This is a genomic window from Nonomuraea fuscirosea (assembly GCF_035917475.1).
Lineage (GTDB): Bacteria > Actinomycetota > Actinomycetes > Streptosporangiales > Streptosporangiaceae > Nonomuraea > Nonomuraea fuscirosea.
The window spans coordinates 10,852,764-10,876,220 of sequence record NZ_CP109074.1 but is presented as its reverse complement, the minus strand read 5'-3'; the positions used below and the strand labels follow the sequence as shown (position 1 = coordinate 10,876,220).

The following is a 23,457-nucleotide window of genomic DNA, read 5'->3' as shown; positions in this document are numbered from 1 at the left end:
CTTTCCTGACACTCGGCCGGGCGGCCACCTTTCGCCAGGCTGGCACCATGACGACAGAACAGCAGGCGGACGCCTACGTGTGGTCCGCCGTCCAGGACGCCCCCGTCAGGGAGCTCTTCCCCGGCATCCGGCTACGCCCGCTGTGGAGCGCCGGCGACGCGAAGGCGTACGTGCTGGAGATGGACGCGAACACGTGCTGGCAGGGCATCGACGTGCACGACCCGGGCCCGGAGGAGGTCTTCGTGGTCTCCGGTGTCTTCAACGACGGCGACCGGGACTACCCCGCCGGCACGTTCATCCACGCACCCGCGGGCTCCTCGCACGTCCCGCAGACGACCACGGGATGCACGCTCTTCCTCTTCTACCCGGAGGGATAGGGCCGCTCAGGCCGGGCGGCCGAAGTGGCGGGCCAGGCCGGTGATGTGCAGCAGCCGGGTCATGAAGGGGGGCACGCCGGCCAGGGTCAGCGTGATGCCCAGCGCGCGGGCGCGGGCCTGTACGCCGAGCAGCACGCCCAGTCCGCCGGCGCCGCAGAAGGTGACCTGGGACAGGTCGAGGACGAGGCTGCTGGTGCTGTGGCTCAGGGTGTTCAACAGCCGCTGGCGCAGCTGGGCGGTGTTGAAGATGTCGATGTCACCCGACAGGTGGACCACGGTGGGCTTGGGGGTGCTCGCTTCGAGCGGCGCTACGGCTTCGATGACGGTCATTCGTCTCCTCTTCGGAACGACGGGAAGGGAAAAGTCGGTGGTGGAGCGGCCGTCCGGCAGCACGGCGATGCTCTCGTGGCGGCCCTGGCCCAGAGCCGATCGGGGAGTTCGCGGACGTGGCACCGCTGAGCGGTGGGCGCGGATCGGTTTCGGCGTCATGGTCGCTCACCCTGTCCAGGCCCGCTGAGAGGGGCCGATGGTGTGGTTCGCCGGGGCGACGCTGACCTGAGTGCCGACGCTCGATTTGTCCTCGGTGGCTTCAGTCTACCTCATGGCCTTCCGGCGGCCCTTGGGGCCCGGTGCGCCGCGCCGGTCAGGGGGCGATGACGGCGCGGATCTCCGTGACGGTGAACGCGTCGACGATGTGCCGGTTGCCGACCAGGAAACCGACCAGGCCGGCGATGGCCTCCGCGCTCGTGGCGGCCCGCGCCTGGCCGCTGAGGAGATAGACGAGCGGGGTGGACGGCTGGTCGAGCGCGAAGTGGCGGCCGTGACGGCGCACGTCCTTCAGCACCCTGATCGGCATCGGCCGCTCCGAGGTGAACCACACCGCGATCCGCCACAACGGCAGCGCCGGGTCCGCCTCGGTCGCGGCCTCGTAGCAGGCGACGCAGCCCTTGGCCGCGTGACGTCCGTGGGGGCACGTCCAGCGGACGGCGTCGGGGGCCGGTTGGCCGCGTGCGCTCAGCTTCGCCTCGCTCACGTGGGGGCGTACCCGCCGGGCCGGCTCCTCGGACGGGGGAACGGCAGGAATGGCGATGGTCGGTGTCCCTTCGTCGAGGTGGTGCGCCGGCAGGTACGGAGGTGCTCGGCCAGGAAGCGGGCGTCGTGCTAGGAGAGGCCGGGTGCGGCCGGGGCGACGCCGACGCCGTTGTCGGGCAGGCGGAAGATCCCAGTCCACCCACCATACGCCGCCCGCTCCCGCGCGCCCCTGTCCCACACGGGCGGCGGGCGAACCGATGTCGTCGGACGCGGGCCCCGGCAGGGCGCGCGAACCCGGGCGGGCGGTAAGCGGCGAATGTACGTTTCATCGATCGGCGCCGGGCCCGGCATGGGCGTGCGCGCATCGTCACAGGTCAGCGGCCCGGGGCCGGCGCACCGGGCGGACGCGGTGATCGCGGATCTGGTTGGGGCGGCGGGTGAGCTTATACCGTCCGGTCTGCGGATCCCGACGATGCCCCGGTCTGGAGTTCGACATGCCAGGAAGACGCTGGGCGGCCCCCGTGCTGCTCGCCCTGTCCCTGCCACTTCTCTCCCCGCTGAGCCCGCCATCGGTCGCCGCCGCGACCGGCTCGCCCACCTCGCCCGCCGCCACGGTGCCGCTGGAGGAGATCAACGCGGTCACCACCCAGGTCGCGTTCGGGCTGCGCCGCCCCACCGCCATCGCCGCCCCCGACGACGGCACGAGGCGGCTGTTCATCACCGAGAAGCGCGGCACGGTACGCGTCTACCATCCGGACACCGGCCTGGCGCAGACGCCGATCATCGACATCACGGCCTCCGTGGACGAATCCGGCAACGAACGGGGCCTGCTCGGCATCGCCCTCTCCCCCGACTTCGCCACCAGCCAGGACCTGTATCTCGCCTACACCGCGCTGCCGGACGGCGCGGTCACCCTGGCCAGGTACCGGCTGGACGACGCCCGCCTCGAACCCCTGCTCGCCCAGGAGCACGCCGAGAACAGCAACCACAACGGCGGCCAGATCACCTTCGGCGCCGACGGTCACCTCTACATGAGCATCGGCGACGGCGGCGGCGCCGGTGACCCGTTCGACAGCGGCCAGCGCGTGGACACGCTCCTGGGCAAGATCATCCGGATCGACGTCAGCAGGAGCTGCGGCGAGCTGGCCTACTGCGTTCCCGCCGACAACCCGTTCGCCGGCGTGGCGGGGGCGCGCGGGGAGATCTGGCTCTACGGCGGGCGCAACCCCTGGCGCTTCTCCGTCGACCACGCCGACGGCTCGATGTGGGTCGCCGACGTCGGCCAGGGCCGGTGGGAGGAGATCAACCACCTGCGGAAGGGACGGCAGGCCGGGGCGAACCTGGGCTGGTCCTGCTACGAGGGGCTGGAGGTGTTCGACCAGGCCCAGTGCCGCACCGGAGCCGCGTACACCGCGCCCGTCTTCACCTACTCCCCGCACACCGGCGGCTGCGCGGTCATCGGCGGGCAGGTGTATCGCGGCAAGCAGTTCGCCGACCTGGTCGGCGGCACCTACCTCGCCACCGACTACTGCTACTCCACCGTGTGGGCGCTGCGCGAGGACGGCTCCGGCGGCTACGCCCAGGCCGAGATCGGCCAGACGCCCACGCAGGTCACCGCGTTCGGCGCGACTCCTGAGGGCGAGCTCTACGTCGTGAACGACCTGCCCGGCGGGCTGCACCGCGTCTCGTTCGAACGGGCGAAGCCTGCCTGCCGGATCGCGTACACCACGCGGACCTGGGGCGGCGGCATGACCGTCGACCTCACCGTGACCAACACCGGCGCCACCCCGATCGACGGCTGGACGCTGCGCTTCCCCCTCGCGCGGGGGCAGAGCGTCATCGGGGACTGGAACACCGACCTCACCCAGAGCGGAGACATGATCACCGCGGCCGACGCGGGCCACAACCGCTCCATCGCCCCGGGTGGCAGCGTCACCCTGGGCTACCTGGTCAGCCACACGGGCGACGCGTCGCCGCCGGCCCGGTTCTCGCTCAACCGGGACGCCTGCGCGGTCGTCCGCTGAGCGGCTCCGCTACCGGCTCAACCGGCGGTCCAGGTGACCTTGTTCGACACGATCCGGTGGCCGTCGGGTGCTTCGGCGACGATCCACACCTGCTGGCCGGTGGCGTTGCAGGGGAACCTGTCGTCGCTGTGCTGCTCGCCGTTCTCGTCGGCGCTCAGGTCGGCGCCCGGGTTGAACGCGCCCCAATTGCTGGTGTACGGCTGGAAATGGTATTCGGTGCCTGGCTTGAGGCCGGTGGCCAGGAACTCGACGAAGGCGCAGTTCTCGCGGCAGCTCCTGCCGTAGGTCGTCCGCGCGCCCTTGGAGGCGACGATCCGCGCCTCGCTTCCCGCGGACGGCGAAGAGGCGGGCGGCGAGCCGGACCGCGTCACGGGCTGTGTGACGGGCGGCGAGGCGGGCGATGAGACGGGCGGTGAGAGGGACGGTGAGAGGGACGGTGAGGCGGACAGCGGGAGTGGGGCGGTGGTGGCCGGGGATCCGGTGAGCCAGACGGTCGCGGACCCGGCCAGCGCCAGGGCGGCCACGGCCCCGGCCGGCACCGGCCACCGGCGTGCGACCAGCGCCCGCCACCCGCGTACGGCCGTGTCGCGCGCCTTGCGCCACAGCGGCGGCGGATCGGCGACGTCGCGCAGGGCGTCGCGGGCTCCGGCGGCGGCCGGGCGTCGCTCCGGCTCGGCGCGCAGCATCGCCGCCAGCACCGGGCGTAACGGCCCGACGTCCGCCGCCATCTCGACGACACCGTGGTGCGCGGCCCGCCCGACGATCCGCGCGTCGTCGACGGACCCGCCGCCGTCCGCCTCGTGCGAGGCGGCACCGGAACGGCCGCCGTCCGCTCGGCGCGCGGCCGCGCCGGAGCCGCCGCCGTGGGCCCAGGGGCGGGGTGGGTGGCCGGTGACCAGGGCGTAGACGGTGGCGCCGAGGGAGAAGACGTCGGAGGCCGCGGCCGGGCGTCCGCCGACGAGTTCCGGCCCGGCGTAGTCGGGCGTGTAGGAGATCGGCCGGTCGGGCGAGATCGTCTCCACGCCGCCGATCCGCCACACGGCGTCGAAGTCGGTGAGCTTGGCCGTGCCCTCGGCGTCCATGACGATGTTGGCGGGCTTGACGTCGCAGTGGACCAGCCCCTTGCGGTGCAGCGCCGCCAGCGCGTCGGCGATCTGCGCGCCGATCCTGGCCGCCTCCCGGGGGGCGAACGTCCGCTCCGACAGGCTGCCGTTCGGCATCCGTTCGAGGACCAGCCACGTGCCCGCCCAGGAGCCCTCGCCGACGGTCAGGACGTCGTGGACGGTGACGATGTGCGGGTGGGTGAGGCCGGCCAGGGCGCGCGCCTCGGCCGGATCGGTGCGCTTGAGCACGACGGAGCGGCCGAGCTCCTCGTCGTAGGCGAACAGCACCCTGCCCCTGCCCTCGGCGACGGACGTCTCCTCCGCCACGCGGAAGCGCGCGCCGAACCTGCTTCCCGGCTCTCCATCCACCTCATCCGCCTCCCTGTGGGCCCGAGCGGCCGCGTCGTCACGTGAGGTAGCCGACCGGCCACGAGAGTAACAAGAAGCCCGCCAGGTCGCCCCCGAACGTGCACAGCGCACCAGGTCAGGAGGGCCGTCGCGGATAACGTTCCGCGAACGTTCGTTGTGAGGTCACTGGTCAGACCTACCGCAAGCTGACCTGGGTAGGCAGAATCCAGCAAGCACGAATGTGAATGACCTGTGAACGAAAGTAGGACGGCACGACGATGGAAGCCCGCGCTACCAGGGAACGGGGACCGACGGGCGAGCGCCGGTTATCGCTGCTGTACCTGGCGCCCTCGCTGCTCGTGTTCGCGATCTTCGTCTTCTACCCGCTGGGCAGGACCTTCTACCTGTCCACGATGGGCACCGACATCATCGGCCGGGCCAACAAGTTCGTCGGTCTCGACAACTTCACGGCCATGTTCGGCGATCCCGGGTTCTTCAAGGCGCTGGGGACGACCGCGCTCTTCGTCCTCTTCACGGTGGTTCCCGCCATCGCCGGGGCTCTCGTGGTCGTGCTCCTGCTGGAGTCGCGGATCAGCGGGCAGCGCATGTTCCGCACGGTGTTCGCGCTGCCGTTCGCCTTCTCGGTGGCGACCGCTTCGGTGATCTTCGCGCTGATCTACAACCCGGCCGTGGGCATGGCCAACGGCGTGCTCAGCTACCTCGGCGTGGACCGGATCGGCTGGCTCACCGAGCCGGACCTGGCGCTGATCTCCATCTCGATCACCACGGTCTGGATGACGCTGGGCTACAACGTCCTCGTGCTCTCGGCGGGTGTCGGCGCGATTCCGACCGAGGTGGTGGAGGCGGCCAGGCTCGACGGCGCCACCGGATGGCGGCTGCACAGCCGGATCACCATCCCGATGCTGTCGCCGCAGCTCTTCTTCCTCATCGTGATCTCCACGATCCACGCGCTGCAGAGCTTCGGGCAGATCCACATCCTGACCAAGGGCGGCCCCGACGGGGCCACCTCCACGCTCGTCTACTGGATCTACGAGAAGGCCTTCAGCTACGGCTCCTCCGACTTCGGCACGGCCAGCGCCGCGGCGATCGTCCTGCTGGTGATCGTGCTGGTCTGTACGGGCATCCAGTTCGGCGTGCTGGAAAGGAAAGTCCACTACCGATGAGCAGATCCGCCACCTCCTCAGTCACGAGCAAGATCATCGTCTATCTCGTGCTCATCGTGTGCGCCATCCCCGTGGTCTTCCCGCTGTACTACGCGTTCGTCGGCGGCATCATGACGCCGGGCGACCTGGCCAGCTACCCGCCGAAGCTGCTGCCGACGGCGATCGACCTCGGCAACTTCACCTCGGCGCTGGACACGATCCCGCTGGCCAGGCAGTACCTCAACTCGGCGATCCAGACCGGCATCGTCACCATCTGCCAGCTCCTGTCGAGCGTCCTGGCCGCCTACGCGTTCGCGTTCCTGCGGATGTGGGCCAAGACGGCGATGTTCGCGCTGTTCATGGTGACGCTCATGGTGCCGTGGGAAGCGATCATCCTGCCGAACTACCTGCTGATCTCGGACCTGGGCCTGACCAAGGGGCCGCTCACGTACCTCGGCCTCACGCTGCCCTTCCTGGCCCACGCCTTCGGCACGTTCCTGCTGCGGCAGTCGTTCCTGCAGTTCCCGGTCGAGGTACGCGACGCCGCGGTGATGGACGGCTGCGGGCACCTGCGGTTCCTGTGGCGGATCCTGCTCCCCCTGTCGAAGCCGGCCATCGCGGCGGTCGGCGTCTACGTGTTCATGACCACGTGGAACCAGTACTTCTGGCCGCTGATCCTCGGCAACGACGACCAGTACAAGACGCTGCAGATCGGCGTGTCCATGCTGAACGACGCCGAGTCGTCCAGCCCGACGCTCATCCTGGCCGGAGTCACCCTCGCGCTGATCCCCACCCTCGCGCTGGTGATCTTCGGACAGCGCTTCATCATCCGCGGGCTCACCGCGGGCGCGGTGAAGTGATCGTGAATCAGAAACGGAGTTCCCCCATGGCACTACCCCGATCCCGGCGGACGCGCGGCGCACTGGCCGCGGCGGCCGCGCTGTCCCTCACCCTGGCGGGCTGCGGCGGCGACGGCGGCTCCAGCGAAGGCGGTGAGGCCGCCACCGCGCCCGGCGCGGACGCGATCACCGAACCGGTCGAGATCGAGTTCTGGCACTCCATGAAGGAGAAGAACGAACTCGCCATCAAGGCCATGGTGGACGACTTCAAGAAGGCCAACCCCAAGATCACCGTCAAGCCGGTGTTCAAGGGCGACTACGACCAGATGGTCGTCGCGTACAAGCAGGCCGTCCAGCAGGAGTCCACGCCGCCGCTGGTCCAGATCTACGACATCGGCTCACGCTTCATGTACGACGCCCAGCAGGTCGTGCCGATGTACAAGTTCATCGAGGCCGACAAGTTCGACCAGAACGCCAACATCGAGCCCAACATCGCCAGCTACTACACGATCAAGGGCAAGCTCTGGTCGATGCCGTTCAACTCCTCGGCGCCGCTGCTCTACATGAACGCCGACGCCGTGAAGAAGGCCGGGCTCGACCCGGACAAGCCGCCGGCGACGCTCGACGAGATCGGCGAATGGGCCAAGAAGCTCACCGTCAAGGAGGGCGGAACGGTCAAGCAGTACGGCTTCAACGCCGCGCTCTACGGCTGGTTCGTCGAGCAGCTGACCGCCCAGGACGGCGCCGAGTACTGCGACAACGGCAACGGCAGGAACGGCCTGGCCACCAAGGTGAACTTCGGCACCGGCGCCGGGCCCAAGTTCGCCCAGTGGCTCGGCACGCTGGTCAAGGAGGGTTACGCCACCAACACCGGCCGGCCCACCGACCAGGCCCAGAACGCGTTCAAGACCGGGACCGTGGCGCTGCACCTGGAGTCGACCTCCGCGCTGGGCGGCTACACCGCGGCCGCCGAGGGCAAGTTCGAGCTGAAGACCGCGCCGTTCCCCAAGCCGTCCGCCTCCTCCAGCGGCGGCACGATCATCGGCGGCGCCTCCCTGTGGATCAACGCCGCCGGTCACAGCGACGCGGAGAAGCGGGCCGCCTGGGAGTTCGTGAAGTTCTCCAACACGCCCGAGCAGCAGGCGAAGTGGCACGCGGCGACGGGTTACGTGCCGGTCAACCCGCAGGCCAAGTCGAACGACAACCCGAACTTCCAGGTCGCGGTGACCCAGCTGCGCTCGCAGCAGCCGTCGGCGGCCACGTCGGGCTGCCTGCTCGGCATCATGCCCGAGGCCAGGAAGGCGGCCGAGGTCGGGCTTGAGCAGGCCGTGCCGGCGGGCGAGGGCCAGGAGCCGAAGACGTCGGCGGAGCAGGCGATGCAGACGGCGGCGACCGGGCTGCAGTCTGCCATCCAGAAGTACAACGCGAACGTCGGGCAGTAACCGCCGACGTGGCTGGTGCGCGGGTGTCCCTGCAGGGGGACGCCCGCGCACGGACGCGGGTGGCCGGGCGGGTGGGAGACTGCGCGGCATGGGGTTCTTCTGCTACCACCGTGACCGGACCGGCTCGCTGCCCCTGCGTGAGGAGCTGGTGGAAGCGCACTGGAGCTACATGGACCGGTACGCGAAGGAGCTGATCGCCCGGGGCCCGACCATGACCGACGACGGCGAGACGCCCACCGGCAGCGTGCACGTCGTCGACCTGCCCGATCCCGCCGCCGCCCGCGCGTTCGCCTTCGACGAGCCGAACTACCAGGCCGGCGCGTACCGGGACGTGCTGCTGCGACGGTGGCGCAACACGCTGGGCCGTACCATGTGGGACTTTCCCGGCGGCCGGGAGGGCGGCAACCGCTACCTGGTGCTCGGCCTCGGCGCGGGAGAGCCCGCCGACCTGGCCCCGCCGCCCGGCGAGGACGCGCTGATCGCCTACGGGCCGCTGTCGTCCGACGACGGGACCGCCTGGCTGGGCACGGCGGCGCTGGTCCTGGCCCCGGACCCGGACACGGCCCGTGCCGTCCTGACCGCCGACCGGTACGCGGACATCGAGGTGCACAACTGGCAGTTCGGCGGCCGCTCCTGACCCTGGACGTCCACAGCACAGTGCCTTCCTGTGACCGGCACGGCGACGCCGGGCGTCAGCCGGTGAGGTCCAGGCCGCCGTCCACGGTGAGGATCTGGCCGGTGATCCAGGTGGCGGCGGGGTCGGCGAGGTGGGCGATCCAGGCGGCGACCTCTTCCGGCCGGCCGCGGCGGCCGAGCGGGATGCGGCCGGCCTCGTCCTGCTTGATCTGCTCCACGGTCGCCTCGGGCAGCCCGGCGGCGCTCAGGGCCTCGCTCTCCGTCGGCCCTGGGGCCACGGCGTTGACGCGGATGCCGTCGGAGGCCAGCTCCAGCGCCCAGCTGCGGGTCAGCTGCTCCACGGCGGCCTTGCTCGCGGCGTAGTGGGCGGCGCCGGGCAGGGGGCGATGGCCGTACGTGCTGGAGACGTTGATGATCGTGCCCCGGCCGGCCCGCAGGTGCGGCAGCGCGGCCTGGGCGAGCAGGCTGGGCGCGACGACGTTGAGGGCCAGCAGGCCGGTGACGCGCTCGGCGTCGGTGTCGGCCAGCGACATGACGGCGGTCGCGCCGGCGTTGTTGACCAGCACGTCCAGCCGGCCCCAGCGATCGACGGCCGCCTCGACGACGGCCCGTGGGACCCCGTCGGCGGTGATGTCGGCGGGCAGGGCGACGATGCCGGGGTGAGCGGCGGCGGTCTGCTCCAGGGCCTCGGTGCGGCGTCCGACGCCGAGGACGTGCGTTCCGGCGCGTGCCAGGGCGAGCGCGGTGGCGCGGCCGATCCCGGAGCCGGCCCCGGTCACGATCGCGACGCGTTCCCGCTCATGGGTGATGGGTTGTGCGGTCATGTCACCCTCATTGTTCGATGTTCGTGAAATGTCGAACAAGCTACCATGGACAAATGAGACAGGTGCACCACCCCGAAGTCGGCGAGATCTCGCTCACGGCGGTCATGGGAGCGCTCAGCGATCCGATCCGGGTCGGGCTGGTGCGGGTGCTGGCCGACGGACGCGAGCGCGGGTGGGGCGAACTGCGGGCGCCGGTGGCCAAGTCGACGCTCAGCCACCATCTGCGCGTGCTGCGCGATGCCGGGCTGACCCGCACCCGGCAGGAGGGTACCCGCTGCTTCGTCACCTTACGCGTCCATGACCTGCGGGAACGCTTCCCCGGCCTGCTCCGCGCGGTGCTGACCGCGGCCGACGAGCAGGACGTCGGACTCCAGGTGAGCGTGCAGGAATCCCCCCGGGCCGCCGTCTCCTGAACGGGAGCGGCTGTCGCTTCTGGGGTGTCTTGCGAAGAATTTAACGGCGGCTGTCACAAGTGAGGAAGGCGTCCTGTCTTAGCTGGCGACCGGAGGGCACAAGATGCCCCGGCGGCAGAAAGGGGATGTCATGAAGGTCGTCGTGATCGGCGGGACCGGCCTGATCGGGTCGAAGCTGGTGGCGAAGCTGGGCGAGCACGGCCACGAGGCGGTGGCGGCCTCCCCGCGCACCGGCGTCAACACGCTCACCGGCGAAGGGCTGGCCGAGGCGATGGCGGGCACGCAGGTCGTGGTCGACGTGTCGAACTCGCCGTCGTTCGAGCCGGCCGCGGTGATGGAGTTCTTCGAGACCTCCACCCGAAACCTGCTCGCCGCGGAGGCGGACGCCGGGGTCGGCCACCATGTCGCCCTGTCGGTGGTGGGCACGGAGCGCATGCCGGAGAACGGCTACTTCGCGGCGAAGATCGCCCAGGAGCAGCTGATCCAGAAGTCGGGGATCCCGTACTCGCTCGTGCACGCGACGCAGTTCTTCGAGTTCGTCCGCGGCATCGCCGACGAGGCCACGCAGGACGACACCGTACGGATCGCGCCCGTGCTCTTCCAGCCCATCGCGGGCGACGACGTCGCCGCCGCGGTCGGCCGGGTCGCGGTGGGCCGGCCGCTGAACGGCCGGATCGAGATCGCCGGGCCCGACCTGTTCCGGATGGACGAGTTCTTCCGCGAGACGCTGGCCGGCTGGGGCGACCCGCGCCAGGTGGTCACCGACCCGCACGCGCGTTACTTCGGCGCGGAGCTGAAGGAGCGGTCGCTGGTGCCGGAGGACGGCGCGACGCTCGGCACGATCCGCTACGCCGACTGGCCCGGCCGCGACGCCACCGGCCGCTGAAGCGACCGCCGCTCGCCCAGGACCGCCGCTCGCGCCGCGGCGCCGGCTCTCCGGCCTTCGCCATGAGCCGACCGGCTCGTACGGGCCGCAACGAAAGGTGAATCTCATGTCCGACAACCCATCGCAGACCCGCGAACCGCGCTCGACCGCCTGGCAGTCGGCGCTGACCCTGCTCCAGGAGGTCGAACCGCCGTTCATCCCGGCCGGGGCGCACGCGATGACCATCGTCATCGAGTACCCGCCCGGCGACCCGGGCACGCCGCCGCACCGCCACTCGGGGCCCGCGTTCGGGTACGTGCTGGAGGGCGAGATGCGGTTCGAGCTGGAAGGCGAGCCCGAGCGGGTGATCCGGGCGGGAGAGGTGTTCTGGGAGCCGGGCGGCGACGTCATCCACTACCAGGACGGCAACAACCGCGACGACATGCGGGTCCGGTTCACCGTCACCATGCTGTGCGAGCCGGGCAAGCCGATGCTCGCCCTGGTGGACGAGGAGGAGCTGGCCCAGCGCAGGGACCGCCGCGCTCCCCGTCCCGCCTGAGCACCCGGCCAGGAGGCGCCTTGTGAGCGCATCGGCGATGTCCGCCGAGTTCGACGACGTCCCCGGCTGGACCGCCGAGGCCGTCGAACAGCTCGGTGAGCGCCACGCCATTCCCGCCGCCTGCCGTGGCAGCGCGAGCCCGGCGGCGCTGGCCTGGCTGGCCGAGGCGTGCGAGCTCGCGCCGGGGATCAGGCTGCTGGACGTGGGCGCGGGAGCCGGCGGCCCGGCCGCCTGGGCGGCGGAGCGGTTCGGGGTGGCGCCGATCCTGCTGGAGCCGATGCCGGCCGCGGGCCGGGCCGCCGTCCGGCTGTTCGGGCTGCCGGTCGTCGCGGCCGACGGACGGCGCATCCCGCTCCGTACGGCGTCGGTGGACGCGGCCTGGTGCCTGGGAGTGCTCTGCACCGTGCGCGACAAGGCGGCCATGCTGGCCGAGATCCACCGGGTGCTCACGCCCGGCGCCTCCCTGGGACTGCTGGTGGTCCTCGCCAGAGGGCCGCAGGTCCTGCCCGCACCCGACGGCAACCACTTCCCCACCGGCGGCGAGCTGCTCGGGCTGCTGGCCGGGGCCGGGTTCGAGGTCGTCGAGCAGATCGACCAGCAGACCGGCGCGCCGCTGTCCTGGACGCGACGGGCCGAGCAGGTCGCCGCGGTCGTGGCCAGCCGCCACCGGACCGACCCCGCCTTCCGGCTGGCCGCCCACCAGGGCGAACGTTTCGCCCGCCTGTTCGCCTCCGGCCAGATCGCGGTGCGGCTGATCCACGCGGTCAGCCGGCCCGCCTGACCCCCTTTCGAAGTCACCCCTGAAGTAGGAGATGAACGTGCCGAACGGCGAGGACGACGTCCTGTACGAGCTGCGGGCCGAGGTCGAGATCGAGCTGATCACGGCCGAGGCGAGCCGTCCCGAGGAGGAGATGGAGCTGCCGGTCACCGACTGGCTGTTCGACCCGACGGACGTCGAACGCGAGGAGATCGGCCTGCGCGGCCTGATCGACGCGGCGGAGGAACTGGAGGGCGGGCACGGCGGCCAAGGAGCCTGACTCTCCATGACGGCCGAGAGTCCTGACCCTCCATGACGGCTGAGGAGTCCGATCCTCCTATCCGACGATGAACGTGCCGATCACCCCGGTCGCGCTCAGCAGGCCGATCGCGGTGAGCACGGCCACCGCGATCCCGGCGCCGGCCAGCCACCGGCGCCGCTGCGTTCCCGCGTCCAGGCTCGTCAGCGCGAGCGCCGCCCACAGCAGGCCCTCGATCAGGAACCACGGCTCGTTGAACAGCAGATCCTGCAGGTCGGCCGTGCGCCGGTCGAGGGTGCGCCAGAACGGCAGCTCGATGTGCAGCAACCCGGCCAGGCTCAACGCTCGTTGCACGCTGTCGACCAGGGCGTGCATGACGCACCCCACCGCCGCCACCCAGCAGAGGGCCAGCATGGCGCGCCGTCCGGACCGGTGCCGCCACAGCGGCAGCGTCGCCGGCGGCAGCACGGCGGCGACGAGCAGGATTCCGGCTCCGACCGCGTTGATCGCCAGCCACTGTGTCTGCGAGACCGGCGTGCCGAACATGCCGGCGGTCCCGCCCAGCGCGTAGTAGGCCCGGTAGGCGCTGTAGAGCAGCCCCCACACGGCCAGCGCGACGCTGATCCGTACGCGCGTGCTCATCCCGCCGCCGGTCTGTACGCGCGCGGTCATCGCTTCCCCTCCATCACGGCAACGTCAGCGACAAAGCGTACGCAATGCGTAGATTCGTCCTCGCGGCCGGGTCACCTGGCGTGGTGGATGTGCAGGCGGTAGCCGAGGGTGGGGACGGTCTCCAGGACGACCGGGTTGCCCGGCTCGGGTTCGACACACTTGCGGACCGCGTACACGACGGCGGCGACGTCCGAGTTGTCGTACGTGCGGCCCACCGGCCAGTCCTCCCGCGGGCCCCACAACGCGGTGATGAGCTCGGCGTGGTCGCAGGCGACCTCGTCGGAGGACTGGCTGCGGCCGCGGCCGACCATGAAGCGCAGCAGCTGGTGACCCTTGGGGCGCAGCCCTTCGATGAGCGTCTCGGCGCCGGTCTGGTCCACCCGGTACGCCCGGCTGGCCACCCAGTCGTAACGCAGCCGGGACCGTGGCGCGGGCAGGTCGAGCCGCGCGGGAGTGGTGGTGGTGTACCACTGGTGGGCGGGCAGGGTGCGCTCGTCGGCGTCGATGTAGACCAGCCGCCAGTGTTGCGGGATGTCGCCGTCGGCCATGTCACCGATGATCAGCAGGGTGTCCTGGTGGTGCAGCATCTGGCGCCCGCTCACCGCCTGCGGCCCGCCGGGGGTGTCGTCGCGTTCGATGAGGGTGCCGTTGCGGGCGTGGTCGGTCACCCACCAGCGGCCGTGCTCGTAGTCGAGGATGCAGTGCAACCGGCTGATCCAGCCCTGCGGGTCTGGTTCGAGCACGATGTCGGGGCGGTGGTCGGCCACGGCGCGGCCGATCGTGTACTGCGTGCGCGTCAGGTCGTATCGATGGGATTCGCCCGAGGGCGAGATCACTTTGAGTACGGCCGTTCGCGACATCGCTGCCTCCGGTCCTGCGGGGAAGATCCGCGCTCGTCCCGATGTAGCCACAGCCGCCGGACACGTGTCAACCGGCTGGAATCGGCGGTTGACCAGTGAACTTGACAACGCCTTCCGGCCGCAAGCGCACGCTCGTCCATGCTGCCTGAGCAGACCCCAAGGTTTCGCTCAGGTTGACCGCATAGCCTGACACGATGCCCATCGACCTGGCCGCTCGTGAAGACGGCGGTGAGCTGCGGACCGGACACCCGACCAGGACGGCCCAGGCGGCCCCGCCGGCCCGCCGGCAGACCTGGTTGGACGCCCTGCGCGGGCTGGCCGTGCTCGCCGTGCTCTTCGAACACCTCCTCGACCCCCTCTTCCCCGAGGTCCGCACGGGCGCCAGCCCCTGGTTCGACTTCGGCCAGTACGGCGTCATGCTGTTCTTCATCATCAGCGGCTACGTGGTGCCCGCCTCGCTCGAACGGCGGGGCAGCGTCACCCGGTTCTGGATCGGCCGGGTGTTCCGCATCTATCCGCTGTGGATGGTGGCCGCGGTCATCGGCACCGCGTTCGCGCTCGTCCCCGTCTACACGGAGCTGCCCGACCAGCTGGGCGAGCATCCGGTGCTGGCCGGGCTGGCGCACCTGACCATGCTCCAGGACTTCCTCCAGGTGGTCAGCGTCGTCAACGTGTTCTGGACGCTGTCGTACGAGATGGTGTTCTACCTGCTGGTGACGGCGATCTTCGTGGTCGGGGCACGGCGCGTGCGCACGACCGGCGTGCTCGCCGTCGCGGTCGCGGGCGTGCTCGTCGGCGGTCTGCTGCCGGCCGGCGCCCTGTCGCGCGCCTTCGGCTCCGATGTCGTCGTGCTGGTCGTGACCGGGGTGATGGTGGCGGGGCTGGCCGCGGTCCTCGCCGGAGCCCATCGTGTACGGCTCTGCGGCGCGGTCGCCGTGGCCGGCATGGCCCTCGTGCTGCTGGTGGTCAACAGCCGGATCGGCGCCTGGCAGAGCCTGGCCGTGGTCGCCACGATGTTCGCCGGGACCGCGCTCTACCGGCTGGATCAGGGGCAGGTGCGGCGGGGCGTGACGGGGTGGTTGATCGGGCTGGTGCCCGTCGTGTCCGTCGGCGCGGCGGCCTGGTTCGGGCCCGGCTGGTCCATGGCCCACCAGCAGGCGGTGGCGTTCCGGTGGAGCTGGTCCACCGCCGTCGCGGCGGCGTGGCTGACGTTCCTGATCGGGCGGCGGCTGCGGTCGTCCGTCTGGCCGGCCCTCATCGTGCGCCTCGGGCTGATCAGCTACTCCGTCTACCTGCTGCATCCGCTCCTGATCCAGGTGCTGCGGCGGTCGATCCCCGATCCGGTGCCGGTCCCGCTCGGCTGGCGGATCACCTGGTTCTGGGTGCTGCTGGCGGCGGTGGTCGCCTGTGCCCTCGTCAGTCACCGTTACATCGAGCTGCCCGGACAGGGGGTGGGCCGGCGTCTGGCCCGCTCCGACCGGCTGCGGCGCCTGCGTAGCGTCGTGCCAGGCGGGCGAACGCGTCCCTGAGCTCGGGCGGGCCGACCACCTCGATGTCGGCGTCGAACCTGCCGATGGCGGCGACCAGGGCGGGCCACGACCACGAGCCCATGACGAGCCGGCAGCGGCCGGGGCCGAGCTCCTCGACGAGCCCGTCACGGACGTAGCGGGACACCTCTGCCGCGGGCAGGCCGAGGATCACCTCGCCCTGGCAGGGCCAGTCGCCGGTGCCGCCCGAGCCGCGGAACTTGCTGGTCACGTACGCGGTCACGTCGCCTCCCGGCAGCTCGCGCGGGGTGAAGCGGGGGCCTGAGAGGGTGCGGGGGGTGATGCGGTCGGCGCGGAAGGTACGCCAGTCGGCGCGGTCGAGGTCCCAGGCGATGAGGTACCAGCGCCCGCCCCAGGTGACGAGGTGGTGCGGCTGCGCCCGGCGCGGCGGCTCCGTCTCGCCACCGCCGGAGGCCGAGCCGCGGGCGAAGGCCGAGCCGCCGCCGGAGGATGCGTCGGTGTCCTGGGACGGGCTGGCGTCGGGGGATGCGCGGGCGTAGTCGAAGCGCAGCACCTCGCGGGCGTGGACGGCGGCGCTCAGCGTCATGAGCACGCCGCTGTCGACCTGGACGTCCGGCCGGGAGGTGGGCCGGTCGACGGCGGTGACCTGGAAGGTGTCGATCCGGTGCCGCAGCCGGGCGGGCATGACCTGCCGGACGGTGTGCAACGCGCGGGACGCGGCCTCCTCGATGCCGGCGCCCGTTCCGGTGGCCATCTGCAGCGCGATGGTCAGCGCGACGGCCTGCTCGTCGTCGAACAGCAGCGGCGGCAGCTCCGTACCGGCCTCCAGCCGGTATCCGCCGTCGGGGCCCTTGAACGCCACGATGGGATAGCCGAGCTCGCGCAGGCGGTCGACGTCGCGACGCACGGTGCGCGGGCTGATGTCCAGCCGCTCGGCGAGCAGCGCTCCCGGCCAGTCCCGGCGGGTCTGGAGCAGGGAGAGCAGGGCCAGCAGGCGCGCTGAGGTTTTCGGCACGAATTCCATCCTGCCGCAAGTAGAGGCCACAACCTGGCCGCTACTCCTGTGAGAGTTCCTTGCGGGCGCCACCCCGGCGTCCGCTGAAGGCTCAGGAGTAGCGATATGTCAGTCAAGTCCGTTCTTCATGTGAACTTCCGTGGCGAGGCCCGCGCGGCGCTGGAGTTCTACCGGTCCGTGTTCGGGGGTGACCTCGGCATCGTCACGTACCAGGACGCGGGCAGCGTGGCGGACCCGGCCGAGGCGGACCACGTGATGTGGGGCCAGGTCGCCGCCGCGAACGGCTTCCACGTGATGGCGTACGACGTGCCCGCGGCCATGCCGTACGAGCGCGGCGAGAACTCCTTCTTCGTCTCGCTGACCGGCGAGAGCGCGGAGGAGATCACCGCGTACTGGGAGAAGCTGTCCGCAGGGGCGGACGTCGTGCAGCCGCTGGAGCCCTCGCCGTGGGCGCCGCTCTACGGGATGCTCAAGGACCGCTTCGGCGTGGTCTGGGCGGTCAACGTGGCCAGCACCTACCACGGCTGAAACGCACAGATACCGGAGGGAACCACCATGACCACGCGGCTTCTCGATCCGCAGGCTCGCGCATGAGCGTCCTCAGCGCCCGGGCGCTCAACCGCGCGACGCTCGCCCGGCAGTTACTGCTCGATCGCTCCGGCCTGCCGGTGCTCGACGCCGTCGCGCACGTGTGCGGGCTGCAGGCGCAGGAGCCGCAGGAGCCGTTCGTCGGGCTCTGGTCGCGGCTGCGCGCGTTCGACCCGGCGGCGCTGTCCGACCTGGTCACGGAGCGCCGCGTGGTGCGCACGCACCTCATGCGCCGTACGGTGCACCTCCTCACGGCCGACGACGTCGTGGCCTGGCGGGCGCGGCACGACGGCATGCTGCGCCAGCGGGTCCTCGGGACCTACCGCCGCGAGCTGGCCGGGGTGGACCTCGACGAGCTGGCCGCGGCGGGCCTGGCGGTCATGGCCGACGGCGAGCCCCGCTCGATGGGCGAGCTCGCGCGGGCGGTGGCCGGGCGCTGGCCCGCGCCGGGGCCGCGGCCGCTGGGCGAGATGCTGGCCGCCGCCCTCATCCCGACGGTGCAGCTGCCGCCGCGCGGGCTGTGGCGCAAGAAGGCGGGGGTGCGTTACGTCCCGATCGCCGCCTGGCTGGGACGCGAACTGGACCCGCCGGCCCAGGACGGCGCCGACCCGGTCGGGCAGGAGCTGGTGCGGCGCTATCTGGCCGCGTTCGGGCCCGCCACCACGGCCGACCTGCGGGCCTGGTCCGGCCTGGCCGGGCTGCCCGTCGCGGTGGCCGCCGTACGCGCGGAGCTGATCTCCTTCCGGGACGAACGGGGCCGGGAACTGCTGGACCTGCCCGACGCGCCGCGCCCGGACCCCGGCACCCCCGCCCCGGTACGGTTCCTGCCCGCCTTCGACAACGCGATCCTCGGCTACCAGGACCGCGGCCGGATCATCGACGACGCGCACCGCAACCTGTCGGTGAGCGGCGCCCGCGTCGCGCTCGTGGACGGCCGGGTGGCCGCGACCTGGCAGGTCGAGGACGACACCGTGACCGTCACCCCGCTGGGCCGGCTCTCCCGGGAAGAGCGGGAAGCGGTGGCCGAGGAGGGCCGGTCGATGGCGTCGTTCCTGTCCGACGGCGCCTCCGACCGCGTCCGCGTCACCGCGTCCCCCTGACCGGCCCCCTGACCGGCTTCAGTGCTGGTTCTGCTCGGCGTCACGGTCGAGCCCCGGGGCGTATCAGGCCGAGTCGGGCCAGCCGCGGCGGGCGGCGAGCAGGCCGGCCTGGAAGCGGGTGCGTGCGCCGAGCAGGTCCATCAGCTCGCTGACCCGCCGGTGGATCGTGCGCAGGCTCACCCCGAGCTGCCGCGCCACCGCCTCGTCCTTGAGCCCCGCGGCGAGCAGGGTGAAGAGCTCGGGATCGGGCAGCTCGGGATGCCCGGTGGAGGGGGCGGACGGCAGCGGCAGCGCCGCCCGCCACAGGACTTCGAAGAGCGTGACGAGCGCGTCGAGCAGCGTGGAGGAGTGCACGATGACCGCGCTGTCGGCGTGCGCCGGCTCGGTGGTGCTCAGCGGCAGGATCGCGCTCTTGCGGTCGGCGATGGCCAGCTTCATCGGCACCTCGGGGCTGATCCTGGCCTGCTCGCCGGCCGCCGCCGCCTCCTGGGCCAGGCGCAGCTTGCCGGGGATCTCCAGGGCGGAGACGTCGTAGATGCCGCGCACGAGGACGCCGTGCGCGAGCCGGTTCATCTCCTCGGCGTTCTGCTCGGTGGGGTTCTGGGCGTAGGGAGGGCGGTCCAGCACCAGGAGCTCCTCGGTCGCGGTCTGCTGCAACTGCGTGAAGCGCTGCACCACGGCCGCCTGGCCCTGGACGACCTCGACCAGCTCCTCCGGCGACTGGTTCTCCGTCCGCGGCGTCTCGGCGAGCAGCGCGATCGAGGCCAGCCTGGCCTGGGCCAGGCCCTCCTCCCTGCGCGAGATGAGGGCGGCCACCGCGACGTCGGGCCTGGTCGCCAGGAACCGGGCCGGGCGGCCCGCCATGCGGCTGACCAGCCCGAGCGCCTCCAGCCGGGTGAAGGCCCGGCGCAGCGCCACGGTGGTGCGGCCGGTGTGCTCGGCCAGCTCCGGCAGGGTCGCGCGCGGGCGGCGGAGCAGGTCTCGGTAGACGCGTTCGTCGTCGGCGTCGACGCCGACGGCCGAGAGTGCGTTGTCGTCGGCGTTCATCGTCTGTGGCTGTGTCCTCTTCATGAAATGTCACAAATCTGCCAGTGCTTTGCCTAGCCTAGGCGATTCTCCGCCCGGTAGGACGGACGACGGGATGTTCCCGTTTGAGCCTGTCATGGAGGCAGTCGTGCGAAAGATGATCACCTTGGGAGTCGCGGCCGCGTTCGCGGTCCTGTCGGCGGCGACGCCGGCCGTGGCCGCCGACGACCCGGCGGCGGCCGGCCTTGACGGTTTCGGCCGCTGGCACCAGCCGCGCTGCGAGACGGTCACCGGCGACGGGACGGTGACCTTCACCCGTGACGAGGGCAAAACGCTCACGCCGACCAGCCAGGCGCCGAAGCCCGTCGTCTACACCCGTGGCCTCGTCGCGCTCGACCGTCCCGACCACTTGCTGGCCCTGTCCAACAACGTGCTGCTGACCTCGAAGGACGCCGGTTGCAGCTGGACGCAGGTGGGCCAGGTGAACGGCGCCAACCTCACGCTGACGGCGGCCCGCGGCGGCCGGGCCTACGCCTGGGACCAGAACGGCCACCTGTCGCTGGTCACGCCCGACGGCATCACGCCGCTCACCGCACCGGCGGAGGACGTCGCCGGGCTCGGCGTCGACCCGCTGCGCGGCGACCGGCTGCGGGTGGCGGACGGCGACGGGCAGCTGCGCGAATCGCGTGACGGCGGGCAGACCTGGAAGCCCGTGGGCCGGCCCGCCTTCCCCGAGACCGAGCTGCTGATGATCTACACGGCGGCGTTCGACCCGTACAACCTGAACCACGTGGTGCTGGGCGTGGCGACCGAAGGCGCCCGCGTGACCTACGACGGCGGGCGGACCTGGCGCGCCGCCACCGGCCTGAGCAGGACCGGCACCCGGGTCAACGTGTTCAGCGCGACCATCTCGCCCGCCGCGCCGAACGTCGTGTACGCGATGGGCCTCGACCTGGCGGAGAAGGACGAGCAGGTGCCGTCCGACGGCCGGCACATCTACCGCTCGTTCGACGGCGGCCACCACTTCACCCCGGTCGTCGACCAGGGCGACGGGATCACCCTGCCCAACGGCCCGCTGCTCGCCGCCCATCCGAAGAACCCGCTGGTGCTCTACTTCGCGTGGGGCACCGGCTGGTCCAACCTCGGCACCGACCTCTACCGGTACGACGCGCTGCGCGGCCGGGTCACCATCAACCACAACCCGCACGACCGGGTCACCTCGATCGCGTTCAACCCGTCGAACCCGAAGGTGATGTACCTGGGTCTGGCCGAGGAGTCCTGACGGCGGCGGGTGCGGACCTCCGGCTCACGTCTTCTCGGTGTACGTCAACGTGAGCCGGGGGTAGTCGTCGGTGTCCGCGAGCTTGCGGACGAACTTCCCCGTGAAGTCGATGACCTGGATCGTCCCCTTCTGCGCCACCTTGGCGTAGCAGTAGAGGTGGGCGTCGTCGTACCAGCCGAGGAGGTCCGCGCACTCGGTCCTGAACTGGTGCGCGGTCTTCCCGGTCACGACGTCCGAGATGCAGTAGCCGCCGCTCGGGCAGTCGGTGAGCACGAGAGCGCCGGAGGGTGAGAAGTCGTCCCAGGTCTTCTCGGTGCGGGCGCCGACGCCGAGCAGGGCGTGATCCATGTTCCCGTTCTCGTCGAAGAAGCGGATCACCCCCTTGCGCTCGTTCACCACGCCCCGGTCCTTGTTGTCCCAGGTGAAGGCGGAGGTGGCGGTGTACTCGTCGGTGGGCTCGACCTTCTTGATGGTCTTCTTCGCGACGTCGATGATGGCGAATCCGGAGTAGCGCGTCTCGTCGTTCCTGGTGCGGCTCAGGTTGAGCAGGATGCGCGAACTGTCCCGCGACCACTCCACCATCGTCCCCGCCTGCGGCTCCTTCACGCTCTTGAGGGTGAACCTGCGCCCGGTGCTCCGCTCCATGACGGTGACCGAGTCGTAGCCGTCGTCATCGTACGTCGACTTCCTGGTCGCCACGTAACGGCCGTCGGGCGAGACGAGACCCTCGATGAGTTCGGAGTGGTAATCGAAGAGGCCGGACGTCGTCGGCAGGTAGACCCTGACGTCGTCGTCGGTGACGTCCAGCTGGTAGCTGGTGAGCGCGATGGGCTGGTCCGGGTATTCGTACACGGTGGTCCTCGTGCCCGGCAGGGGCCGCCCGGAGGGAAGCTGCGCCGAGGCGGACGGACGCGCCGGCGGGGGCGTGGACGAGGCGTTCGTCGCGCCCAGCCGGCCCCATGGGACGGTCACGCCGACCGTGACCAGGGCCGCCGCCGACAGCGCGGCGAGCACGCTCTTCCTGCGCCGGCGCCAGGCGGTGGTGTGCCACAACGACGACAGCGAGGTGGACGGCGACGAACCGGCCGGCGTCGAGGCAGCCTGCGGAAGGACGAACGGGGGCGAGGCGGACGGCGGCAAGGTGTCCGGCGACGATACCGACGACGCCGATGGGGCGGACGGCGGGGAAGTGGACGCGGGCCGGCCGGAGGCGGGCGCCGCGGTGCTCGCCGGACCCGGCATGGAGGCGCGACCCGCCCGCGCGGGCCCGGAGGCCGCGGCCGGGCCCTGGAGCAGACGGCGGGTCGCCTGGTCGAGGGTGGGCCGGCGGGTGGGATCCTTGCTCAGGCAGTCGATCACCACCTCGCGCAGCGGGCTGTCGAAGCCGGGCACCTCCGGCGGGTTGTACAGGATCCTGGCCAGCACGGCCGGCACGCTGTCGTCGCCGAACGGCGGCCGCCCGGTGGCGGCGTAGACCATGGTCGAGGCCCAGGAGAACAGGTCGGCCGCCGGTTCCACCGGCTGCCCGAGGAACTGCTCAGGCGACATGTACGCGGGCGTCCCCATCACGGACGAGGTGAGCGTCGACGTGGCGTCGAGGGCGCGGGCGATACCGAAGTCGACCACCCTCGGCCCGTCGGGGGCGATGATCACGTTGGACGGCTTGAAGTCGCGGTGCACGATGCCGGCCTGGTGGATGGCCGCGAGGGCGGTGAGCGTGCTGACGGCCAGCCGGTGCAGACTGCCCCCGGTCCTCGGCCCGTCCTTCTCGATCACCTGCCGCAGCGACGGGCCCTCGATGTACTCGCTGACGATGTACGGCCGACCGGCCTCAACGCCGGTGCTCAGGACCTGGGCGGTGCAGAACGCGGCCACCCGCTCGGCCACCCGCGCCTCACGCAGGAAACGCTGGACGATGTCCGGATCGAACGAGACCTCGGGGCGCAATAACTTGATCGCCACCTGCTGGTCCGACTCGGACGCCGCCAGGTACACGACGCCCTGTCCGCCCTCTCCCAGCCTGCCCAGAAGCTCGTAGTCCGCGAGCCGCCTGGGGTCCTCTGGTTTGAGTGGTGCGTACAGCGACATGAGGGAATTGTGTCGTCCATCTCCGCCCGAAACCAAACAACGGCGAAGACGGGCGCGTCAGATCAGGCGGCACACCGGGGCGCATCAGATCGGAGGCTGCTCAAGCCGGTGGGCGGGCGGCGGAGCGGGCGCGGAAGGCGGCCGCCTTCGTCCGGCTCTGGCAGGAGCGGGAGCAGAACTGGCGCACCGCGTTGCGGGAGACGTCCACGTACACACGGTCACACCCCTTGGCCTGGCACACACCGAGCCGGCCGCCGAGGTCGCTGCCGATGGCCAGCGTCAGCGCGGAGGCGAAGCCCGCGCTCCACCCCACCGACAGCGTGTCGTCGGCCCCGTGGAAGTGCATCTGCCAGGGCTCGCCCGGCACCCGGTTGAGCTGAGGGCGGGCACCCGTGCTGATGACGAGCGCGTTGACGATCCCGGCCGCGTCGTCGTCGCGCCCGCCGTCCATGGCCTCGAAGACGCGCCGGACCTTGAGCGTGGTGCCGGCCAGGTAGAGGGCCTCCTCCATGGAGACCGCCGGCTCACCAGGCAGCACGGCGCCGATCGCCTCGGGCAGCGCGTCCGCCCTGGGTGCCGTGTACGGCCTGCCCCGGTCGCCGCCGTCGGTCAGCACGTTCACGAGCGCGGCGGCGGTGTCGAGCAGGATCGCCACGTGACTATCGAACATCACTTGA

General features: G+C 71.5%; 25 protein-coding genes. 15 read left to right on the top strand and 10 right to left on the bottom strand.

What is annotated here, in order from left to right:
* The first annotated feature begins 47 nt into the window (after window positions 1-47).
* Complete coding sequence (locus OIE67_RS50105; RefSeq protein WP_326633944.1) at window positions 48-377, top strand: cupin domain-containing protein; 330 nt, start codon at window positions 48-50, stop codon at window positions 375-377.
* Window positions 378-383: 6 nt separating this feature from the next.
* Here OIE67_RS50105 and OIE67_RS50100 read toward each other — a convergent pair whose 3' ends face one another.
* Complete coding sequence (locus OIE67_RS50100; RefSeq protein ID WP_326633942.1) at window positions 384-707, bottom strand: STAS domain-containing protein; 324 nt, start codon at window positions 705-707, stop codon at window positions 384-386.
* Window positions 708-1,020: 313 nt separating this feature from the next.
* On the bottom strand, window positions 1,021-1,410 hold the full coding sequence (locus OIE67_RS50095) for a hypothetical protein (RefSeq protein WP_106241391.1): 390 nt from the start codon (window positions 1,408-1,410) through the stop codon (window positions 1,021-1,023).
* 493 nt (window positions 1,411-1,903) lie between these two features.
* Here OIE67_RS50095 and OIE67_RS50090 point away from each other — a divergent pair, with 493 nt between their 5' ends.
* Window positions 1,904-3,433, top strand: coding sequence for a PQQ-dependent sugar dehydrogenase (locus OIE67_RS50090; protein ID WP_326633939.1), 1,530 nt, complete (start codon window positions 1,904-1,906; stop codon window positions 3,431-3,433).
* Between the two features lie 17 nt (window positions 3,434-3,450).
* On the opposite strand, the gene OIE67_RS50085 is transcribed toward OIE67_RS50090, so the two are convergent.
* Window positions 3,451-4,905, bottom strand: coding sequence for a serine/threonine-protein kinase (locus OIE67_RS50085; protein ID WP_326633937.1), 1,455 nt, complete (start codon window positions 4,903-4,905; stop codon window positions 3,451-3,453).
* Between the two features lie 257 nt (window positions 4,906-5,162).
* Between OIE67_RS50085 and OIE67_RS50080 the strand changes: the two genes are divergently transcribed.
* From OIE67_RS50080 to OIE67_RS50065, 4 genes are all read left to right on the top strand, one after another.
* Window positions 5,163-6,068: a carbohydrate ABC transporter permease gene (locus OIE67_RS50080; protein WP_245955939.1), complete on the top strand. Its 906-nt coding sequence runs from the start codon at window positions 5,163-5,165 to the stop codon at window positions 6,066-6,068.
* Window positions 6,065-6,907: a carbohydrate ABC transporter permease gene (locus tag OIE67_RS50075; protein WP_106241382.1), complete on the top strand. Its 843-nt coding sequence runs from the start codon at window positions 6,065-6,067 to the stop codon at window positions 6,905-6,907. Before OIE67_RS50080 ends, OIE67_RS50075 begins: the two co-directional genes overlap by 4 nt.
* Window positions 6,908-6,933: 26 nt before the next feature.
* Window positions 6,934-8,328: an ABC transporter substrate-binding protein gene (locus OIE67_RS50070; protein ID WP_106241380.1), complete on the top strand. Its 1,395-nt coding sequence runs from the start codon at window positions 6,934-6,936 to the stop codon at window positions 8,326-8,328.
* Window positions 8,329-8,416: 88 nt separating this feature from the next.
* A complete protein-coding gene (locus OIE67_RS50065; RefSeq protein ID WP_326633933.1) occupies window positions 8,417-8,965 on the top strand; it encodes a YciI family protein in 549 nt (182 codons plus the stop codon).
* 55 nt (window positions 8,966-9,020) lie between these two features.
* Here the strand turns inward: OIE67_RS50065 and OIE67_RS50060 are convergent, their stop codons facing one another.
* Window positions 9,021-9,788 carry an SDR family NAD(P)-dependent oxidoreductase gene (locus OIE67_RS50060; protein WP_326633931.1) on the bottom strand — a complete coding sequence of 256 codons (768 nt, stop codon included), beginning with the start codon at window positions 9,786-9,788 and terminating at the stop codon, window positions 9,021-9,023.
* A 53-nt stretch (window positions 9,789-9,841) separates the two neighbouring features.
* Between OIE67_RS50060 and OIE67_RS50055 the strand changes: the two genes are divergently transcribed.
* The 5 genes from OIE67_RS50055 (at window position 9,842) to OIE67_RS50035 (ending at window position 12,662) form a co-directional block, all read left to right on the top strand.
* A complete protein-coding gene (locus OIE67_RS50055; protein ID WP_326633929.1) occupies window positions 9,842-10,201 on the top strand; it encodes an ArsR/SmtB family transcription factor in 360 nt (119 codons plus the stop codon).
* A gap of 130 nt (window positions 10,202-10,331) precedes the next feature.
* Window positions 10,332-11,087 (top strand): SDR family oxidoreductase, encoded by a 756-nt coding sequence (locus OIE67_RS50050; protein ID WP_326633927.1) that lies wholly within the window; start codon window positions 10,332-10,334, stop codon window positions 11,085-11,087.
* Between the two features lie 106 nt (window positions 11,088-11,193).
* A complete protein-coding gene (locus OIE67_RS50045; RefSeq protein ID WP_326633925.1) occupies window positions 11,194-11,625 on the top strand; it encodes a cupin domain-containing protein in 432 nt (143 codons plus the stop codon).
* Between the two features lie 22 nt (window positions 11,626-11,647).
* Complete coding sequence (locus OIE67_RS50040; protein WP_326633923.1) at window positions 11,648-12,406, top strand: class I SAM-dependent methyltransferase; 759 nt, start codon at window positions 11,648-11,650, stop codon at window positions 12,404-12,406.
* 37 nt (window positions 12,407-12,443) lie between these two features.
* Entirely contained in the window at window positions 12,444-12,662 is a 219-nt protein-coding gene (locus OIE67_RS50035) for a hypothetical protein (protein WP_326633921.1), read from the top strand.
* Window positions 12,663-12,719: 57 nt separating this feature from the next.
* On the opposite strand, the gene OIE67_RS50030 is transcribed toward OIE67_RS50035, so the two are convergent.
* Together OIE67_RS50030 and OIE67_RS50025 are read right to left on the bottom strand one after the other, a co-directional pair.
* The gene (locus OIE67_RS50030) at window positions 12,720-13,313 is read right to left on the bottom strand and encodes a hypothetical protein (RefSeq protein WP_326633919.1); all 594 of its coding nucleotides are present in this window, start codon (window positions 13,311-13,313) and stop codon (window positions 12,720-12,722) included.
* A 71-nt stretch (window positions 13,314-13,384) separates the two neighbouring features.
* Entirely contained in the window at window positions 13,385-14,173 is a 789-nt protein-coding gene (locus OIE67_RS50025; protein WP_326633917.1) for an FHA domain-containing protein, read from the bottom strand.
* Window positions 14,174-14,367: 194 nt separating this feature from the next.
* Here OIE67_RS50025 and OIE67_RS50020 point away from each other — a divergent pair, with 194 nt between their 5' ends.
* Window positions 14,368-15,702 (top strand): acyltransferase family protein, encoded by a 1,335-nt coding sequence (locus OIE67_RS50020; protein ID WP_326633915.1) that lies wholly within the window; start codon window positions 14,368-14,370, stop codon window positions 15,700-15,702.
* Here the strand turns inward: OIE67_RS50020 and OIE67_RS50015 are convergent.
* Entirely contained in the window at window positions 15,590-16,696 is a 1,107-nt protein-coding gene (locus OIE67_RS50015; protein WP_326633913.1) for a helix-turn-helix transcriptional regulator, read from the bottom strand. The two genes, OIE67_RS50020 and OIE67_RS50015, sit on opposite strands and share 113 nt — an antisense overlap.
* Window positions 16,697-16,801: 105 nt before the next feature.
* Here OIE67_RS50015 and OIE67_RS50010 point away from each other — a divergent pair, with 105 nt between their 5' ends.
* Window positions 16,802-17,224, top strand: a complete 423-nt coding sequence (locus OIE67_RS50010) for a VOC family protein (RefSeq protein ID WP_326633911.1) — start codon at window positions 16,802-16,804, stop codon at window positions 17,222-17,224.
* Window positions 17,225-17,286: 62 nt separating this feature from the next.
* Window positions 17,287-18,384: a winged helix DNA-binding domain-containing protein gene (locus tag OIE67_RS50005; protein WP_326633910.1), complete on the top strand. Its 1,098-nt coding sequence runs from the start codon at window positions 17,287-17,289 to the stop codon at window positions 18,382-18,384.
* A 63-nt stretch (window positions 18,385-18,447) separates the two neighbouring features.
* Here OIE67_RS50005 and OIE67_RS50000 read toward each other — a convergent pair whose 3' ends face one another.
* The gene (locus OIE67_RS50000) at window positions 18,448-19,431 is read right to left on the bottom strand and encodes a helix-turn-helix domain-containing protein (protein WP_106241347.1); all 984 of its coding nucleotides are present in this window, start codon (window positions 19,429-19,431) and stop codon (window positions 18,448-18,450) included.
* Between the two features lie 127 nt (window positions 19,432-19,558).
* On the opposite strand from OIE67_RS50000, the gene OIE67_RS49995 reads away from it, so the two are divergent.
* On the top strand, window positions 19,559-20,692 hold the full coding sequence (locus tag OIE67_RS49995; RefSeq protein ID WP_326633907.1) for a sialidase family protein: 1,134 nt from the start codon (window positions 19,559-19,561) through the stop codon (window positions 20,690-20,692).
* A 24-nt stretch (window positions 20,693-20,716) separates the two neighbouring features.
* On the opposite strand, the gene OIE67_RS49990 is transcribed toward OIE67_RS49995, so the two are convergent.
* Window positions 20,717-22,780 carry a serine/threonine protein kinase gene (locus tag OIE67_RS49990; RefSeq protein ID WP_326633905.1) on the bottom strand — a complete coding sequence of 688 codons (2,064 nt, stop codon included), beginning with the start codon at window positions 22,778-22,780 and terminating at the stop codon, window positions 20,717-20,719.
* Between the two features lie 100 nt (window positions 22,781-22,880).
* A complete protein-coding gene (locus tag OIE67_RS49985; RefSeq protein WP_326645733.1) occupies window positions 22,881-23,450 on the bottom strand; it encodes a CGNR zinc finger domain-containing protein in 570 nt (189 codons plus the stop codon).
* Window positions 23,451-23,457 lie beyond the last annotated feature (7 nt).

Excerpts from the sequence above, each read along its gene's own strand:
- OIE67_RS50075 (WP_106241382.1), top strand. The coding sequence starts at position 6,065 with ATGAGCAGATCCGCCACCTCCTCAGTCACGAGCAAGATCATCGTCTAT.
- OIE67_RS50070 (WP_106241380.1), top strand. The coding sequence starts at position 6,934 with ATGGCACTACCCCGATCCCGGCGGACGCGCGGCGCACTGGCCGCGGCG.
- OIE67_RS49985 (WP_326645733.1), bottom strand. The coding sequence starts at position 23,450 with ATGTTCGATAGTCACGTGGCGATCCTGCTCGACACCGCCGCCGCGCTC.
- OIE67_RS50100 (WP_326633942.1), bottom strand. The coding sequence starts at position 707 with ATGACCGTCATCGAAGCCGTAGCGCCGCTCGAAGCGAGCACCCCCAAG.
- OIE67_RS50005 (WP_326633910.1), top strand. The coding sequence starts at position 17,287 with ATGAGCGTCCTCAGCGCCCGGGCGCTCAACCGCGCGACGCTCGCCCGG.
- OIE67_RS50055 (WP_326633929.1), top strand. The coding sequence starts at position 9,842 with ATGAGACAGGTGCACCACCCCGAAGTCGGCGAGATCTCGCTCACGGCG.
- OIE67_RS50090 (WP_326633939.1), top strand. The coding sequence starts at position 1,904 with ATGCCAGGAAGACGCTGGGCGGCCCCCGTGCTGCTCGCCCTGTCCCTG.
- OIE67_RS50105 (WP_326633944.1), top strand. The coding sequence starts at position 48 with ATGACGACAGAACAGCAGGCGGACGCCTACGTGTGGTCCGCCGTCCAG.
- OIE67_RS50025 (WP_326633917.1), bottom strand. The coding sequence starts at position 14,173 with ATGTCGCGAACGGCCGTACTCAAAGTGATCTCGCCCTCGGGCGAATCC.
- OIE67_RS50010 (WP_326633911.1), top strand. The coding sequence starts at position 16,802 with ATGTCAGTCAAGTCCGTTCTTCATGTGAACTTCCGTGGCGAGGCCCGC.
- OIE67_RS50050 (WP_326633927.1), top strand. The coding sequence starts at position 10,332 with ATGAAGGTCGTCGTGATCGGCGGGACCGGCCTGATCGGGTCGAAGCTG.
- OIE67_RS50060 (WP_326633931.1), bottom strand. The coding sequence starts at position 9,788 with ATGACCGCACAACCCATCACCCATGAGCGGGAACGCGTCGCGATCGTG.
- OIE67_RS50045 (WP_326633925.1), top strand. The coding sequence starts at position 11,194 with ATGTCCGACAACCCATCGCAGACCCGCGAACCGCGCTCGACCGCCTGG.
- OIE67_RS50030 (WP_326633919.1), bottom strand. The coding sequence starts at position 13,313 with ATGACCGCGCGCGTACAGACCGGCGGCGGGATGAGCACGCGCGTACGG.
- OIE67_RS49990 (WP_326633905.1), bottom strand. The coding sequence starts at position 22,780 with ATGTCGCTGTACGCACCACTCAAACCAGAGGACCCCAGGCGGCTCGCG.
- OIE67_RS50080 (WP_245955939.1), top strand. The coding sequence starts at position 5,163 with ATGGAAGCCCGCGCTACCAGGGAACGGGGACCGACGGGCGAGCGCCGG.
- OIE67_RS50065 (WP_326633933.1), top strand. The coding sequence starts at position 8,417 with ATGGGGTTCTTCTGCTACCACCGTGACCGGACCGGCTCGCTGCCCCTG.
- OIE67_RS50020 (WP_326633915.1), top strand. The coding sequence starts at position 14,368 with ATGCCCATCGACCTGGCCGCTCGTGAAGACGGCGGTGAGCTGCGGACC.
- OIE67_RS50000 (WP_106241347.1), bottom strand. The coding sequence starts at position 19,431 with ATGAACGCCGACGACAACGCACTCTCGGCCGTCGGCGTCGACGCCGAC.